The sequence below is a fragment of the Gilliamella sp. Lep-s35 genome, assembly GCF_009795845.1.
Lineage (GTDB): Bacteria > Pseudomonadota > Gammaproteobacteria > Enterobacterales > Orbaceae > Gilliamella.
This window is the reverse complement of sequence record NZ_WTEX01000005.1, coordinates 43,506-59,572: the sequence shown is the minus strand read 5'-3', so window position 1 is coordinate 59,572 and position 16,067 is coordinate 43,506. Positions and strand designations below refer to the sequence as shown.

The window sequence follows — 16,067 nt, the reverse complement described above, 5'->3', positions numbered from 1 at the left end:
AAAGCCGGTAATTAAGAAATAAAAAATTTAATGCTCGCGAGTTTTTCTAAATTCAACATCAGGATACCTTTCTTGCGTCAAATTCAAATTAACCATGCTTGGCGCAATATAAGAAAGGTTATCACCACCATCTAATGCCAAATTCTGTTCGCATTTGCGTTTAAACTCTTCCAGTTTTTTCACATCTGAGCACTCAACCCAACGCGCTGTTGTCACATTAACTGGCTCATAAATGGCTTCAACGTTATACTCAGATTTTAATCGAGCAACCACAACATCAAATTGTAAAACCCCAACAGCACCCACAATTAAGTCATTATTGGCTAATGGACGAAACACCTGTACAGCCCCCTCTTCTGAAAGCTGAACCAGTCCTTTTAAAAGTTGCTTTTGTTTAAGCGGATCTTTAAGGCGAATTCGGCGAAACAGTTCTGGTGCAAAGTTAGGAATGCCTGTAAATTTTAGATCTTCACCTTGTGTAAAAGTATCGCCTATTTGAATCGTGCCATGATTATGTAAACCAATGATATCACCGGCATAGGCCTGTTCAACATGTTCACGATCACCAGCCATAAACGTTAAAGCATCAGAGATATTAACATCTTTAGCAATACGTACATGTCGTAATTTCATGCCCTTTTCATATTTACCCGATACAATGCGCATAAATGCAACGCGGTCACGGTGTTTAGGATCCATATTGGCTTGAATTTTAAAAACAAAACCACTGAACTTTTCTTCTGATGATTCGACTTCGCGCTTATCGGTTTGACGAGGTTGAGGAGTTGGTGCCCAAGCTGTTAAACCATCAAGCATATGATCAACGCCAAAATTACCCAATGCCGTACCAAAAAAGACTGGTGTTAAATCGCCTGACAAGAAAGCATCTAAATCAAATTCGTTTGATGCGCCTTGCACTAATTCAAGCTCTTCACGCAGTTGCTGCGCTAAATCATCACCCACCGCTAAATCCAAATCAGGGTTAGTTAACCCTTTAATAATTCTGACCTCTTGTATTGTATGACCTTGCCCTGATTGATAAAGATAAGTTTCGTCTTTAGCTAAATGGTAAACACCTTTAAATAACTTGCCACAACCAATTGGCCAAGTAATGGGCGCACACATTATATTGAGTTCATTTTCGACTTCATCAAGCAATTCCATTGGATCACGAATATCACGGTCTAACTTATTCATAAAGGTTAAAATTGGGGTATTGCGTAATCGTGTCACTTCCATTAATTTTCGTGTGCGATCTTCAACCCCTTTGGCCGCATCAATGACCATCAAACAACTATCAACCGCTGTTAGCGTACGATAAGTATCTTCAGAAAAGTCCTCATGCCCGGGAGTATCTAATAAGTTAACTAAGCACTCATTATAAGGAAACTGCATCACAGAGGTAGTAATTGAAATACCACGCTGTTTTTCCATCTCCATCCAGTCGGATTTGGCATGCTGCGCATTAGCGCCGCGACCTTTAACGGTACCTGCTGTTTGGATTGCATGACCAAATAATAGCACCTTTTCAGTAATGGTTGTTTTACCTGCATCGGGGTGAGAAATAATTGCAAAAGTGCGACGCGCATTAACTTCGTCTAAATAAGCTTGCTCTGTCATAAAACTGTTTTAACCTACAAAAAATAATCATCTATTTTAGCAGGTATCTGCCTGTTTTACCATTAACGTTATACGCAACGTAATTTGCCTTATTTATTTATCTATGCATAATATCTGCCCAATAAGTAATGCAAAATTTACTGCTTCTTGTCAAAAAGTTTCAGGAAAAGTATGCGTTTAAGTATAAAATTGGAATCTGCTATGAACATTCGTGATTTAAAACTGTACTTACATTTATGCGAAACCTGCCACTTTGGTGTAACGGCAAATGCCATGCATGTTAGCCCATCAACCTTATCTAGGCAGATCCAACGGCTCGAAGAGCACTTTGGACATCCGCTATTTATTCGCGACAACAGACAAGTGCAAATCACCCAAGTAGGCGAAAAGGTCAAACGTTTTGCTAAGCAAGTCATAAATATGCACCAACAACTAAAACACGATTTAGCTCAACCTAACCAACAACTTGTTGGCGAACTAACGCTTTTTTGTTCAGTCACCGCTGCATATAGCCATTTACCCGAAATACTCGATCGTTTTAGAAGCCTCTACCCACTTGTTGAAATTAAGCTATCAACCGGCGATGCGGCCGATGCTGTAAAAAAAATACAAGCAAATGAAGCCGATTTAGCTATAGCAGGCAAACCAAAACAGCTCCCCACTGGTATTGAGTTTTTAAAATTTGGCGAAATTGAAATGGTATTGCTAATACCTAAACTTAATAGCACATTTAGTGACAAATTACATCAAAAACAGCCTGACTGGCACAATATTCCCTTTATATTGCCAGAACATGGACCAAGCCGCCATCGCATTGATTTATGGTTCAAGCAAAGAAAAATTTCTAATCCCAAAATTTATGCAACCGTTGCAGGACATGAAGCCATTGTATCGATGGTGGCTTTAGGCTGTGGGGTCGCTTTACTGCCAAAAGTCGTGATGGACAACAGCCCAGAACGAGTAAAAGATCGCATCACTGAATGGTCTACTAACTTAATGGAACCTTTTGATGTTGGTATTTGTGTACAAAAAAGGCGATTATCTGAAAAAATCATCGCTGCTTTTTGGGAAATTTGTAATCTAAATGTACCCAATAAAAAATAACAAAAAATCATGTATAATATACCTCAAAAAATAAAAACCATTAACGTGTTAATTAACATACTGGGTTTTATAAAAATTATATGTAACACAATATCATTGCAATGGAATTGAAATGAAAAAGATAAAATTAAGAACTTTAGCTTCATTAATGTTTTTTTCTGCTATAACTATGCCAATCGTGGCGGAATGCACCCCTACTAAATCGTCAGAAATGGACGCAAGTACAAAAATAAGCAGCACAAATAATAGTGTCTCTACAACCAATATTGAACCGACTACATCAACAATCAACAGCAATGCTAATAACAATAGCGCCCTTGATATTGATAACACTATAAAAAAACCAACGTGGTTAGTTCGTAGTACGTTGGTTTATTATAATGGTGATGATAATGATCTTGTTACTGCTGGTCTTGGCTTTACTCCGTTATCAACAAGTATCATTACACCAAAAGTGGAAACACCCAAAAAGCCAAACTTTGAAGAGCGTCGGCAAGCAAAGCTAAATCGCTATATTGACACCAAAATTGGTGAAGGCACATTATTTGGTTTTAGAAAACAAGAATTGACTCCCTTATTTGACGGCAAAATTGCAGGTACTGAAATATCCGCCGTGCAAAGAGAAGACGGCGTTGGCATGTTATTACAAATTCCACTTGATTTTAATAAAAACAAACCCTGCATTGTTGCAGTTCCTACTATCGACTCAGACGGGATATTAAATGCCAAAGATATACAAATCCGTGGATTATGGGGACTTCGTCATAACTGTGCTGTTGTGTATAACGACAAAGGATTAGGCAATGGCATTTACGATATTGAGCATAAGCTTGGTTTTACCGTATGGGGCGAAGTAAACAATGGTAATATTTTATTTAGCCCTTTGATAAAGGATCGAGAACAATACATCAAAAAATACCCTCATCGCTATGCTATAAAACAGTTGCACTCAAAACTAAATGCTGAAGCACGCTGGGGGGAACATGTATTAAAATCTATTGAGTTCGCCTTTTATGAACTCAATAGTATGTTTTCAACCAATCAACAAGTTATCTATAACAAAGATAATACCCTTGTTTTAGTGTACGGCGCCAGTGACGGTGGTGGAGCCGCATTAAAAGCAGGTGAATTAGATGACCAAAACCTAATTGATGGCATTGTGGCAGTCAATCCGCAAATTCAACCAAATCTTAATAACGCTGAACTCACATTAAAAATAGGTAATGACTTCTCACAAAAATTAGAAGAAAAATCTATTGCCAATTACAGTGCTTACGGCGCCTTATATATACCGTGTGCAATCCCTGCAATAAAACCTCATAAAGGTGATGCTTATGTACCTTATGCTAATTATTTTCTTTATTCGCAAGAACGGTGTAATGTACTAAAAAAAGCAAAATTACTCACCAAAGGTACTCCAGAAGAAGCGCTAGAAAAACTACATCAAAATGGTTGGACGCCTGATATGGATATCCAGCTACCCTATTTTTACTACACTGAATCTATCGGTCTTCCATATCAGTATATTAGTGCTTATGGCAAATATGATGTCACTGAAAACATGTGTGATTTTTCAGTAGCCAGTACCCAGCAAAACCCAATTAATAACACGGGTAAAGTTGTGCCATTAAAAGAGATCTCATTTGAACAGATATGGGGAATGGCAAATGGTCATTTACCGCTTTGGAATGGCCGTAATGCAGCGGTTTTAGATCTAGTTGAAAACAAAGACCTAAATACTCCAAGGCGTGAATTTTATTCTAGCTCACAAACAAAAAACACTGTTGACTATGGCACCCAAGGATCGATCTGTGTTTATGAAAAATCACAAGAATCGCGTGTTAAGGAAGGCATAACACAAGTTATGGCATCGGGTAACTTGCACGGTATAAAAACCTTTATTGTCCATGGTCGCAACAATGTCAAACAGCTACCAAACTACACATCGCGCCCTTATGTCGCATTAAATAGCTTGGTTGAAGGTGAACAATCGCAACTAAGGTACATTGAAGTAGAAAACGCAAGCTACTTAGACGGCAGAGCGCCATTTGACAACACATTACTACCCATTGATTATTATGGGGAAGATGCCATCGAGTGGTTATGGGCTAACTTAACCAACAATGCTACGCTACCAGTAAGCCAAGTTGTACATACCAAAGCACGTGGTGGCAAAAGTGGTTATGCCCTACCATTAACCGACAAAACCCTACAGTCGATAAAACAATTGCCAAATAGCAAAGAAATTATTCAAAAAAACGAGGGCAACTTAATACTACCTAATTAATAGGCTTTATACTAACTCGCTATCGAATTTAAACTCAAGTACAACGATTTAAATTCGATAGCGCCCCTAATTCAGCCAATACGATCTTTTACCGCCAGACAGATTTTAGGATATAACAAAAAAAACAACAATTCTAATTGCACATAATTTTGTTTAATATCAACGATCGTTTCTTTTAATAAAGATAATTTTGGTCGTCTCTTTGCCATACCTCTTAATACATCACCAACAAAATCAATAGAAGCATAATTTACAAGCCACTCCCCTTGCCACATTGCATTCATAAAATGCTGATAATCGACAGGATAAACTGTAATATAAGGTTGGATAAGTGCTTTGGTTGTTTGATTAAATTCAGCCACACTTTTCAATAGTCCATATTTAGCCCAATATTTTGACAAAAAGTGATCCCAAACAATATCTAATGTAATGGGGGCTACACGTTGATGTGATTTTCGAAATAGTAGTTTGGCTTGCTTAACTTCAAATAGGTTATCAGTCAAACTGTCGATTTTACGATGTAGCATAATGCCATCAGCAATATCGCAATCATAAATTAAATAAGGATTGCCTTTAATAAAATCCGCTACGGTATTACCAATTAACGAACTATTAGCTAATGTAGCCAAATGCAAATGAGCCAAAATATTCATAAAAATAATCAATTATTCACGATGTTTAAATTCACCTTCGGCAAGACCTTCTCGCCAATAGTTAGTAATCTGAAAGGCATCTGGCGACAAATTAGCATATTTATTCTTAACAGCTTGACGAATAGATTGCGCCAACGAACGCTCCATTCCTCCCCAAAATAATAACTTATCATGCTCTAACAAATTAGTACTCATGACAGCATCGACTAATTGATGCGGAGCATTGGAATTTTGCACAAACCAACGAACCGCAACATTTTTATTATCGGGCAACGACACCATGTCATTACTATGATTAACCTCAATAAAAGCAAACGCTTTTTGCTTTTTAGGAAGATGCTCAAGCGTATAACAAATCGCCGGCACAGCGGAAATATCGCCCATTAACACCAAACAGTCATCAGTAAACTGTAACTTACTAGCAATACTAATCAAACCAATTTGATCGCCAACTTTAGCCTTCTGCGACCAAACAGAAGCCAATCCGGTATCATGAATAGCAAAATCAACAAAAATTTGATTAGTGACACTATCGAATTCTCGCACACTATAACTACGCACTAACTGACGTAACTTATCATCAATGGCAATTTTATTATTATCATCAAGCTTAGGGAACGCAATTTTGCCAGTTAAAGGATCGGGAAATAGCAGCTTTAAATGCGGACAAATCCATAATGGATTAATATCAAATAGTTTATCGCAACTAAACTGCACACGAATAAAACTCGGTGATATTTTTTCAACCTTTAATACTGTTAATAATGAATTAACAATGACTTTTTTGTTTAGTTTGATTTTTTGTTTATCCATAATCATCGATTCTTACATTTTTTAATAGTTAAAATCATCATACAACAAAAAATGTTAGAGTGATGCTATTTTTACAATTAAAAAACAGGTAACTTGTTCCATCATTAAAACGATGGAACAAGATTCAACAAATATCAATCAATAAATAAACAAACTTAAAATGCTAACGATCCAAAAACTTCACACCAATCTTGATCAAACTTAGCAATTGCCGCATCAACAGCAGGATCTGAAATAAAAAGCTCTGCAACATCGACAGGTAAGGTGATAGCCTTACACCCTGTAAGCATACAGTCTAACGCTTGGCGTGGTGTTTTAAAGCTTGCGGCTAACACAATTGATTGTGGGCAATGCAAATTTAACAATTTTTGTAATTCCAGTACTGTATCTTTACTACTTCCACCTTGTGCATCAATGCGATTAACATAAGGTGCAATATATTTAGCCCCAGCTAATGCAGCTAAAAACCCCTGCCCTGCACCATAAACAGCCGTTCCCAAAGTTGGAATACCTTGCTGGGTTAATTCTTTAATTGCAATCAATCCTTGAGCATTAACAGGAATTTTAGTCACAATTGATGGTACTGCTTTTCTAAGCTGATGTGCTTCTTTTATCATTTCATCAGCATTACTTGAAAGTACCTGAGCAAATAATAATTTATCTGAACCCAATACTTCCTGTAATTCATCTAATAACGAAAAAATAGGCTTGCCCGATTTTGCTACAATGCTTGGATTAGTGGTAACCCCACTAATAGGTAACACCTTGGCTAAACGTTTAATGGCGACAATATCGGCGGTATCTAAATATAATTCCATGATTAACTCCTAGCTAAAACCAACAAACATTTATTAACGTATACATATAACGCTCTTTGTATTACAAATTTTGCGTTACTGCTATAGTAAAAAAAACGGATCTAATCGCCTAGAAGACAATTTTGTCATTTACTGGATTTTTGTACGCTAAATAAGAAATTGAGATTTAGATCACACAACGAAAAATTAACATTAACTTATTAAATAAAAGAAAAATTTATACTTATTTTCATCTTTTCTATATGCGTATATAATCTAAACGATAGTACACACTTGATTTATCATTAACTTAATTTATGACTAAAATCATTAACGAAAAACTAGCCAAACTAGTCAATAACCAAGAGCCAATCAATCATATCTATTTTGCCAATAGTAATGCTTGCCCGCCTTTACTTGCCTGCCAAGTCAACTTTCCTAGAATTGAAATTATATTAGAAGGAAAGCAACAGATGCTATGGGCGGATAGTAATGGCAAAGTTATTGAAAAAATATTATCAACTAATGATCTTTTATATATTTCCGCTCAAAGCTGGAACAAACCCATTTGGACAAGCCCTGTTACTTTATTAAACATCTTATTTGATAAACAACAAATTGGTATAAGCCTATTGCATTGGGATGGCACACAACTAATTCCGCTTGAACAAATCAACACACCAAGACGTGGCCCACGGGTTGGTACATTTATTATTCAAGCTCTGACCGAACTTATCTGGCAAAACCAATCATATAAACAAAATCAAACTGCTTACTATCTTATTCATAGTTTACTTAGCAACACGCTCGATTTGTTAAATATCAATATCAAAACATCATCCAAAACGACTTGCCTATATGAAGCCATTCGCCAATATATTGATACTCACTTTCGTGAAGATATTACACGCGACTTTTTAGCTAATATTGAAATAGAACATGATAAATAATAATAGAATGATGAGATAAATGGGATATAACAAAATAAACAGGGAAATAATGAAATTGTTTTTTGAAAAAGTGTTACAAAATATGAAATAAAAAATTGCCTAAAAAATTTTGCTCAAAAATTAATTAGGCGTCATTAAAATCAAACAGTGTTGGTTGTTTTTCTTTTATCATTCGTTTATGAACTCGGTCAATTACTTTCCTGATACCACGTTCAGTCATATTATATTTTTGGCTTAGCTCTGCATAGTTGTTACCTTTAAATGCATCATAGATTTGTAGATCACGTTGGTTAAGTTTGAAGATATAATCACGCGGAAATGTGAAGTTTTGGCCTCCAAATAGTTCTGAAATTGTATTTGCAATGCTATCACCTAACTGTGCTGCAATATCTTCAGGTAAACCGTAATCCATCGCATCGTTAGCTACAGATAATGATACATGTGTTAGTAATTCATGACGTTTAATAGACATTGCAGACTTAGTCATAATTTACGCTCCTGTTTTGTTCTTATACCAATCCAGTGCACCGGGTATATTTTTTTCTAATTTACTAAAGTCAACACCAGCCCTATACATCTGTTCAAAATACTCTTCATTACTGCTACGAGCGGGTTTGTCTTCTTCTTTATGTTCAACGTATGCAAATAAATGCTTAGTTGATTCATAAACAGATTTTAAGTAGTTATGATTTTTAAACGGTTTGTATTCACCCAATGCACGCTTTGCGTGAATATTATTAACTGTTTCCCGTAGTGCGTGAGCTAGATGCCTGCTTGGTTGATATAATTTTAGAACTTCATTAATTAAGTTTACTGCTCTAGAATTACTTAAATTTGATTTTTGAGTACGAAATAAACCAATATAGGCAATCATCGGTTTAGCACAGCCATAGCTTAAATTACTTATTAATATAAGTAGTTCTCTTCCAGAAACATCTTCGACTAATGCTTCTAAATTAATTTCGTTATGACAAATTGGGCAACGTGTTAATTTCATGCTTCTTCCTTTATATACGTGCTTGCCAACTTTTTAGGCTTTCAATTACAACCATTGCTTGTTTTTGAGTAAGCCAATCCATCACTTCAACACCAGTAATACGTTTTACATATGAATTGATAGCTTTTTCTGAGCGGTTTTTTACTTCACCCGCATCAGCTAGTGCTAGCCATAATGATCGTATTTTTTTATGAACTGGTTCTGTAGCAGTTATCTTCCCCATTTTTTTTGATGATTTAACTTTAAAACCTTTTGATTTAAGGTTATTTAGAATTTTTTCCAGTTCCCAAACAGTCATATCCTTGGTGCTAGTTTTTTTAGTTATATTCAGTAATAGATGACGATAGGTATCGTCATCCAGATTAAGTTGAGATTTTGCAATATGGATCAGTTTGATATATTTAGATTTCATCTATTTAACCCCTATTAGTGATGGAGAATAACCTGAACTTGATACACCATGATTCAATTGAGCGGTTTTACCTTGTAAGTAACCAATAAATTGTGAAGAATCTGAACCATTACACTTTTTAGCATCTCTAACCTTAGCTGGTGATAAATCTTTTGTCTTTCTATATTCAGCTAATAGATTTAGTTCCTCATCAGTCATTGCGAAATCTTCAATTAATTGATAAACACCATTAACCCAGCCAACACAGAACGCATCAGCTCGGTTGATTTTAGTGATTTTTTTGCAATTACCATTTTGTTGCGATAAGAATTCTTTTCGAGCTTTAACTAATTGAACACTTAAAACGTCAAAGGTATAAGCTGCTAATTGTGGTCGTTCCCTAAGTCCATAAAATGAAACCTTTCTTTTATTGTTTTCCCAAGTAAAGTAGGCTCGAACACCAAATGCGCTTGTAATGATACTTACTAATATTGAAAAATATCTTGGTGGTTTTTCTGCATTTGAAGGAGCATGTTTTGACACATGTTCCTCAATTTCAGATAATTCCACATCTTTATTACTAATATTATGTTTTACCATCAATTTGATGGCTTGATTCATAGCAATTGCGGCTTCATGTGGATTAGTTGATTTTGCTAACGCTAAAAGTTTTTTGATTTTTTCAATATACTTTTCATTATTATTTGTCATAAAAACACCTTAAAAAAACTAACAAAACGCTGTTTTAATGTTTTAGCTGATTTTAATTTTACATATTCAGCATAAAGTTCATCGTACAGCTTTCCATCAACATAGCCCTGACCAGTTACTTCACGCATAAATGAATGTTCATGGCTGATTGAAATATAATGGTCGGGCATATAACGTTTAGGACTAGAGAATTTAGCCATTAGCTAATTCCTCTAGCTCGTTAATGATGCGATCCGCTTCAAATTCAGATAAACCATACTCTTTACAGTGAACTATAAAATTAGCTGTCTGGCTTAATATAAATTGATGCAAAATATAAAAATCTTGTGTTTGCATGATTAAATCTCCTGTTCAAAAGGTACTATCGCAAAATCCTCTACATCTTTTTTGATAGTGATGCCAGGAACATGTGCTACTGCATTTGGTTCGTTTAAAATGGCTTCTTTATTGATTTCTTCTTTTGTACGTATAAAACGATTCAATTTCAGTTCTTTCAATGCCTCAATAACTGATTCTGAACCACGAATAGTGCATGATGGTGGTCTATTACGCCATTGAACTTCACCAGTAATCAAATTAGCTGATTTAACTTTTCCGCCATTAGTCAGTTCGTCACGATTTGCTTCACACCAAATTTGAATACCTGTCTGTAGTTGTGTAGACTTAAGCTTTAGTAAATCAATAGTTGATGAATAGCTTGCCGTTATTTCGGCTATTTTGTCGTTCATTTCTGTTTCTAGGCGAATCAATTCACGTTGAATATCACCTAAATTCCTAATTGATGATGTTACTTCCTCTTTGGATTGCACTGCATAAACAGATGCGGCTGCTTTAATACGTTTTTTTGCTTTTATCATTTTTATGGCTCCTATTAAATTAATGCAAGCGACTAATATCGCACTCTCTCCATATAATTCGACAGCCATTTAATTCAAACTGCCCAAATCGATGGTACCCTTCGTGTCGATAATACGTTGCCTGACCAGCATCTATATATTTATTGCACTTAGGGTGATGCTCAATTTCAATAGTCGGTTTTGAAAGTGAATCATGATAAAAACCAATGACAGTTAATTCTTCATTAGATAATATATTTACAGCATTATTAACCGCATTGATGCTATTACTGATTAGTTGGTTCTTTTTCATCAGATATCTCCTCGGTCTTTGATACACTCAACAATTATTTCACCTGTAACTTTCGGGGCACCTATACGTGCAGCTAGATTTAATGCGTTAGAAACTAAATTATTAACTGCTAATGGGTAACACAATGACCGCACTTGCTTTTCACCACGTCGAGTTGATGCAACTCTTAATCGGTTAATGATTTCGTTAAATGCAGACGAATCAAATAACGTTGTATAGTCCATATCAATACGTGAAAATTTATGCTTGATATATTCTTCAACTTTAAAATCCAGTGGTTTTAAGTTCACAACTTCACAACGCTGAACCACTTCACGAACTTCAGGATTGTATTCTGATAGTTTTGTTTGTAATTCTGTTTGGCCAATTAAAATAATTGATAGCAGTTTTTTAAAGCCTTCTTGTAGCTCATAAAAGCGTTTTAAATGCTTAAGCGTATGAATTGATAAACCATGCGCTTCTTCAATAATCATTAAATGTTTACGACCTGATAATGCGCTATTTTTAAGTAAAGTATGCATTTGCCTTGCTCGTGCTTCAGCACTACGTTTTGGTTTTGCTTGTGGATCAATCGCATTAATGATTGCACCACTAATATCCATACTTTTTAGTGATTTACCTTTGACTTCGTTATCTTCTAAACCAAGTACATAAGGCTCGATAACTGTTATTGGTTCATGATTAATATTGATCCAATCAATTAAATCGTGGCGCAATGTGGATTTACCGCTACCTGACTCACCAATTACCGCCAACATTCCGCCATGCTTTGCTGTTTGACGCATTGCAGCACGTACATAACGAATATCATCAGAAAGATAGACATCGGCATCTTGGGTCATTTCATCCGTAAATGGATCCCTTGGAATGCGGAAATGTGCACGAGCATCTCGATTTATAGTTTGTTTTCGTAGTAACATATAGGCTGACTCCTTTGTTAAGTGTTTTTCATTTGAGTCAACTGGCACAGCGTCGTCCGCCAAGATTTCGGCTGTGTCAGTTTCTTCTTCAAAAATATTTAGTAAATAATCATGGCTTAAACCTAATTTTATTAATGCCTTTTCAATCTTCTGCTCTAGTTCTTCACGTTTAATAGAGCGTGGCCAAATATTGTGATTAACGAGCTGGCTAATTACTGCTTGGCTGATTGAATTGCCTTTATAATCAATATGCTTAGCGAGTTGTGCTTGTTTGATATTGAATTGCGTCATTACGCTTTTTAATTTCAGCATTATTTAACACTCCTAAACCCTGTCGTACCGTCACCGACTGCAACAGGTGTTGTAAATGTACGAATTAGTGAATCTAACGAATCTTCCGGTACACCATATTGATAACGAGCGGATAACCATTTATTTTCATCAGTTGTTAATCTGCGACCGATTGAACTGGTAATACGCATTAAAGCTGCGGTTAGCGTTAATGTTGTTATAGCTGGCTTTAAATGTTCCGGTGTTTCAATTTCATTGCCTTTTTGTTCAAAATAGGCTGGATGATTAATTTCATCTAGATAACAGAGTGTATTGAGCTTGCCACCGAACGGCGCAACTTGTTTTTGCTTCGCTTTTTTGATTTCATCTTCCGTCATATTTGGATATGCCACTTGATCCATCGCTTTTGCTGCTTGTTCAATTTCGGTATCACCTTTAGATTTATATTCCTCACCAATTACTGGAGCATCTAAACGTTGTCCAAACTTATCAAAATTGCGATCTGGCTCAACACGATAAATCAGTGCTTCACCGTCATAACGGGGGACTTCAATTTGAATAGCACAATCACCGTAAACTAATGAACGCACACTGACTTTATCTTTAACCGCAATACCATCTAAGCCTTTTAAACTATAAATAAGCGAACTATCAGCTTGCGGATGTTTGAAACTAATGGTTAAATCAGCTTTCACTTGTCGCTCTTGCTCACGACTTGCCATTAATGCCTGACAAACTTCTATTGATGGCAATGTGCGTAATTGTTCTGCCGTAATATGTTGCCAAAGTGATTGACGTGATACAGGTTCTGATAACCCTATGCGACGTAGGCGTGTATCTTGCCCAGGTAAGCGATTAGCGTTATATGCCTCCGCCCAGTTCATTGCTGCATGATTTAACTCATCAATACTGCTGACAGGTTGAAACTTTAAACGACTTTCAAATTGTGTTTCGATAATATTATTGGCATTTTCCACACCACCTTTAGCCCTTGCATTGCCTGCTTCGTGTTCTAGATATTTAACTTCTAAATGGTCTAGCAAGTTCTTGATTGCTGATGATGTATTAGCCGAACCTTTATCCCAATACAATAGCTTTGGTACACCGTGAAATAAACGCCCATATTGCTTACCCCAAGCAAACATTAAAAACTGAAATAATGAGTGTTGGTTTTCTCCTGCAGCTTCAACGTACCAAGGTATAATCATGCCTGATGCACGGTCATACAAAGTATAACGCCAGACTTTAAATTTGACTTTGTCAAAATTAGCCAATTTATTCTTGTAAAATTCACTGTCACGCATAATATGTTGTTTATTTTTCATGTAATAAATCAAGCATAATGACGGATCAATTTCGTGCACATGATTCGGATGTAATGCGCGTAATGACTGTACAGGATTTGCCATTTTTTGCGCCTTGACATTCATTTTCTCATTTCGTAACACTCTATTTATTTGAGCATTACTTAAACTAATATTGTGCCCATTTTGTTCAAGAATTCCCCTGATTGTTGGCGTAAACATGGTTTGCTTACCATTTTCTCGAATAGATGCTTTGAGAGCTGAACTAAGAACCACCAACGAATCTCTAGAAAGACTAGTTTTTCCTTTTCCTTCCCGTGTTGCTCGTTCACTTGACCAACCACTAAACTCTTTTAAATAACGATAAAGCGTTTGACGAGATATTCCTAAAAAACCCACAGCATTATTGATAAGTTCTCCTCGTTTTCCGTGTGGAGTTTTATCTAGCTTTATTGCTAATTCATTTACATAGTTACGAATATCTTGTTTTATAGCCATTTAAATCACCTAAGATATCATCTAATTTAATTAGCGTTGAGCCATAATGAATTCAAATTCATCAAGATTTAAACCAAGCTCTGTCGTAAATTTATTGGCTAATTCTTTTTCAATTGCAATGGCTTGTTTTTTTATTGTTCCAATGCCCCCATGAATCATTTGAACACTTACAGCAAAAGAATCCGGCAATGAGTATGGTTGTTCGGGATCATAACTTGGATCATTTTCAAATATCTCAAATTGGAGTTTTTCTAAATTTTCAATCAATTGACGGAAATTTTCTAATTTGGATTTAACATCCGATAAAGAGTCTCCAACTATTTTTTCGACATTAACTAAACGCTCATCAAGTGGTACGGTTTTCATTTCAAATTGAGCTAGTTTTATTGCTAATTCTTCCTTTTCTTTCGTTACATCAGCATTACGCTTGCTCAGGGCTTTATAATCAGCTTGCAAATTACTATTTTCTTTTTTGAGTTGCTCTTTTTCTTTAGTATTTTTAGCAATAAATTCTTCTGCCAATTCAACTAATGCCTCTTTATCACCTGCTTTAGCAACTTCAATCAGTGCTGTTTTTTGGTCTTCGGTCAGTTTGCGATATTGACGTAATTCACGATAACCGATACCTATTTGAGACATACCATCAAGAGCTTCTTCACCAAAAATATTTAAATTTAAAATATCTTCATCAACTTGCGGTCTTGATTTACCAATTAATTGACAAAAATCTTCCCAAGTTCCTGAAAACTGCTGACCGTCAGCAGTTTTTTTACCGCTTAATGATTTATATAGCTTGTTTTCTTTGATTATTTTTAATTTAAAAGTGCTGACGGTCAGCGAAAATTTACCTAAAGCTTCCGCCATTCTTTGTTCACCAATAATTTGATTTACTAAATCACGTTTATCACTGTATTCACTTTGAATCTTAGTCAGGGTATTCATTGCATCATTAATCCCTTGCTCATCAATTGCAGGTAGTTCAATTTCGTCTTTTGCTTTGTTTGCTTGTCTTGCCATTTTAGTTATCCTCTTGAACCAGCAGTAATACGCTGATTGATTTCTGTTATTTGGTCTTGCATTTTAGTGATGTGAATTGCATGCGCTTGGGCTATTTGCAACATTTGCACACTATGAGCAAACAAACCATTATCTAACTTAATTACTAGTCCTTCCTCGATTAGTGTTTGAAGTGAACGCGTTACATTAACAGGTGATTCATTAATCATCTTTGCGATATCGCCATTAGATAAACCCGTTAACGTATAACCTTTAAGCGCTTTTAGTACCTTAAGTATTCGAGTGCCAGACGTTGAAATTTGTGATCTATGCATGTTTTTCGCCCTTTTTCTATATATGAAAAACTGTTACAATCGGCATTAGTAAGCTTGTTTTAAGCCAAGTTTTACTGCTATATCGTGTGTTTTACCACGATGAGCACGGCTTAAACCGTTTAAAACGTTATAAACAACAACGGGGTGGTAACCATTTTCAATCGCCCAAGATTTGATAGTTTTGCCTTTTTGTTGAAATTGTTGCTTAACTTGTTCGGGAGTGAGAACTTTAGACATTTTTAGCTCCTTTG

Annotated in this window: 20 protein-coding genes; 3 read left to right on the top strand and 17 right to left on the bottom strand. The window is 35.8% G+C overall.

The genetic code is table 11. The features are described 5' to 3' along the window. Positions 1 to 27: 27 nt before the first annotated feature. Positions 28 to 1,620, bottom strand: coding sequence for a peptide chain release factor 3 (gene prfC, locus GQ590_RS03585; RefSeq protein WP_160406686.1), 1,593 nt, complete (start codon positions 1,618 to 1,620; stop codon positions 28 to 30). A gap of 201 nt (positions 1,621 to 1,821) precedes the next feature. On the opposite strand from prfC, the gene ilvY reads away from it, so the two are divergent. Further along, entirely contained in the window at positions 1,822 to 2,724 is a 903-nt protein-coding gene (gene ilvY / locus GQ590_RS03580) for an HTH-type transcriptional activator IlvY (RefSeq protein ID WP_160406682.1), read from the top strand. Positions 2,725 to 2,836: 112 nt separating this feature from the next. Beyond that, a complete protein-coding gene (locus GQ590_RS03575) occupies positions 2,837 to 5,011 on the top strand; it encodes a 3-hydroxybutyrate oligomer hydrolase family protein (RefSeq protein ID WP_160406679.1) in 2,175 nt (724 codons plus the stop codon). Positions 5,012 to 5,082: 71 nt separating this feature from the next. Here the strand turns inward: GQ590_RS03575 and GQ590_RS03570 are convergent, their stop codons facing one another. The 3 genes from GQ590_RS03570 to fsa form a co-directional block, all read right to left on the bottom strand. Next, positions 5,083 to 5,664, bottom strand: a complete 582-nt coding sequence (locus GQ590_RS03570; protein ID WP_160406674.1) for an ACP phosphodiesterase — start codon at positions 5,662 to 5,664, stop codon at positions 5,083 to 5,085. Positions 5,665 to 5,676: 12 nt separating this feature from the next. After that, the gene (locus GQ590_RS03565; RefSeq protein WP_160406671.1) at positions 5,677 to 6,477 is read right to left on the bottom strand and encodes a siderophore-interacting protein; all 801 of its coding nucleotides are present in this window, start codon (positions 6,475 to 6,477) and stop codon (positions 5,677 to 5,679) included. Between the two features lie 155 nt (positions 6,478 to 6,632). After that, on the bottom strand, positions 6,633 to 7,295 hold the full coding sequence (fsa, locus tag GQ590_RS03560; protein WP_160406667.1) for a fructose-6-phosphate aldolase: 663 nt from the start codon (positions 7,293 to 7,295) through the stop codon (positions 6,633 to 6,635). A 296-nt stretch (positions 7,296 to 7,591) separates the two neighbouring features. Between fsa and GQ590_RS03555 the strand changes: the two genes are divergently transcribed. Beyond that, on the top strand, positions 7,592 to 8,224 hold the full coding sequence (locus GQ590_RS03555; RefSeq protein ID WP_160406664.1) for an AraC family transcriptional regulator: 633 nt from the start codon (positions 7,592 to 7,594) through the stop codon (positions 8,222 to 8,224). 124 nt (positions 8,225 to 8,348) lie between these two features. Here the strand turns inward: GQ590_RS03555 and GQ590_RS03550 are convergent, their stop codons facing one another. Genes GQ590_RS03550 through GQ590_RS03490 form a run of 13 tightly spaced genes read right to left on the bottom strand, consistent with a single transcriptional unit; the run spans position 8,349 to position 16,053 of the window. After that, entirely contained in the window at positions 8,349 to 8,711 is a 363-nt protein-coding gene (locus tag GQ590_RS03550; RefSeq protein ID WP_202112856.1) for a Mor transcription activator family protein, read from the bottom strand. Between the two features lie 3 nt (positions 8,712 to 8,714). Beyond that, the gene (locus GQ590_RS03545) at positions 8,715 to 9,221 is read right to left on the bottom strand and encodes a hypothetical protein (RefSeq protein ID WP_160406662.1); all 507 of its coding nucleotides are present in this window, start codon (positions 9,219 to 9,221) and stop codon (positions 8,715 to 8,717) included. Positions 9,222 to 9,231: 10 nt separating this feature from the next. After that, the gene (locus GQ590_RS03540) at positions 9,232 to 9,633 is read right to left on the bottom strand and encodes a gp16 family protein (protein WP_160406659.1); all 402 of its coding nucleotides are present in this window, start codon (positions 9,631 to 9,633) and stop codon (positions 9,232 to 9,234) included. Further along, on the bottom strand, positions 9,634 to 10,323 hold the full coding sequence (locus tag GQ590_RS03535; protein WP_160406656.1) for a DUF2786 domain-containing protein: 690 nt from the start codon (positions 10,321 to 10,323) through the stop codon (positions 9,634 to 9,636). Further along, positions 10,320 to 10,523, bottom strand: a complete 204-nt coding sequence (locus tag GQ590_RS03530) for a hypothetical protein (RefSeq protein ID WP_160406654.1) — start codon at positions 10,521 to 10,523, stop codon at positions 10,320 to 10,322. Before GQ590_RS03530 ends, GQ590_RS03535 begins: the two co-directional genes overlap by 4 nt. Beyond that, the gene (locus tag GQ590_RS03525) at positions 10,516 to 10,659 is read right to left on the bottom strand and encodes a hypothetical protein (protein WP_160406651.1); all 144 of its coding nucleotides are present in this window, start codon (positions 10,657 to 10,659) and stop codon (positions 10,516 to 10,518) included. Before GQ590_RS03525 ends, GQ590_RS03530 begins: the two co-directional genes overlap by 8 nt. Positions 10,660 to 10,661: 2 nt before the next feature. Then, entirely contained in the window at positions 10,662 to 11,180 is a 519-nt protein-coding gene (locus GQ590_RS03520) for a host-nuclease inhibitor Gam family protein (RefSeq protein WP_160406650.1), read from the bottom strand. Positions 11,181 to 11,199: 19 nt separating this feature from the next. Then, positions 11,200 to 11,472 (bottom strand): hypothetical protein, encoded by a 273-nt coding sequence (locus GQ590_RS03515; RefSeq protein WP_160406647.1) that lies wholly within the window; start codon positions 11,470 to 11,472, stop codon positions 11,200 to 11,202. Next, positions 11,472 to 12,704, bottom strand: coding sequence for an ExeA family protein (locus GQ590_RS03510; protein WP_160406644.1), 1,233 nt, complete (start codon positions 12,702 to 12,704; stop codon positions 11,472 to 11,474). Before GQ590_RS03510 ends, GQ590_RS03515 begins: the two co-directional genes overlap by 1 nt. After that, entirely contained in the window at positions 12,704 to 14,485 is a 1,782-nt protein-coding gene (locus GQ590_RS03505; protein ID WP_160406641.1) for a DDE-type integrase/transposase/recombinase, read from the bottom strand. The genes GQ590_RS03510 and GQ590_RS03505 overlap by 1 nt, the downstream gene beginning before the upstream one ends. Before the next feature lie 30 nt (positions 14,486 to 14,515). Beyond that, the gene (locus GQ590_RS03500) at positions 14,516 to 15,502 is read right to left on the bottom strand and encodes a hypothetical protein (RefSeq protein ID WP_160406638.1); all 987 of its coding nucleotides are present in this window, start codon (positions 15,500 to 15,502) and stop codon (positions 14,516 to 14,518) included. A 5-nt stretch (positions 15,503 to 15,507) separates the two neighbouring features. Next, positions 15,508 to 15,816 (bottom strand): helix-turn-helix domain-containing protein, encoded by a 309-nt coding sequence (locus tag GQ590_RS03495; protein ID WP_160406635.1) that lies wholly within the window; start codon positions 15,814 to 15,816, stop codon positions 15,508 to 15,510. Positions 15,817 to 15,861: 45 nt separating this feature from the next. Next, positions 15,862 to 16,053, bottom strand: a complete 192-nt coding sequence (locus GQ590_RS03490; protein WP_065567015.1) for a DNA-binding protein — start codon at positions 16,051 to 16,053, stop codon at positions 15,862 to 15,864. Positions 16,054 to 16,067: the final 14 nt, after the last annotated feature.